The sequence below is a fragment of the Ruegeria sp. AE4 genome (assembly GCF_056542185.1).
This window is the reverse complement of the sequence record NZ_JBQFZK010000054.1, coordinates 1-782: the sequence shown is the minus strand read 5'-3', so window position 1 is coordinate 782 and position 782 is coordinate 1. Positions and strand designations below refer to the sequence as shown.

Below are 782 nucleotides of genomic sequence, written 5' to 3'. Positions count from 1 at the left end.
CTAGGGTCAGGATGCATTGATTTTCAAGGCGCTGCATGATTCACGGCTCGAAAAATGGAGTGGTGATATGAGCGACCTTTTCTGGCTGACCGACGAGCAGATGGCCAAACTTTCCCCTTTCTTCCCGCGGTCGCACGGCAAGCCACGGGTCGATGACAAGAGGGTGCTGAGCGGGATTATCTTCATCAATCGCAATGGGTTGCGGTGGCGTGACGCTCCCAAAGAATACGGACCGCACAAGACGCTTTATAGCCGGTGGAAGCGTTGGAGTGAGAAAGGCATCTTCGCTCGGATGATGGTCGGCTTGGCAGCCGAACACGGCGAGGAAAAGACCGTGATGATCCCCTCTCGGGACATTGCTCCGCAATGCCCTGCCGGGCAGTGGACGTGACCTATCTGAAAGCACATCGCACCGCGACCAGCATGGCCGCGAAAAACGGGGGCGTGGCCGCCTGATTGGCCGAACCAAGGGCGGCATGAATACGAAGCTGCATGCTATCTGTGACAGCCAAGGGCGACCGATCAGCCTTTTTGTCACCGCTGGCCAAGTCAGTGACTACATCGGTGCGCGAGCGCTAATGAGCAGCATACCAGAAGTCGACTGGCTGCTCGGGGATCGCGGCTATGATGCAGACTGGTTCCGAGACGCGTTGAAAGACAAAGGAATAAGCGCCTGCATCCCAGGTCGAAAGCAACGCAAGACAACTGTGAAGTATGACAAGCGCCGATACAAACGGCGCAACCGTATTGAGATCATGTTTGGTAGGCTCAAGGACTGGAGG

The 782-nt window shown here is 56.4% G+C and carries 1 pseudogene; it reads left to right on the top strand.

Features of this window, described 5'->3' with window-relative positions:
• Positions 1–67: 67 nt before the first annotated feature.
• A pseudogene (locus ACR0EK_RS20310) lies at positions 68–782 on the top strand (IS5 family transposase); the annotation flags it as partial.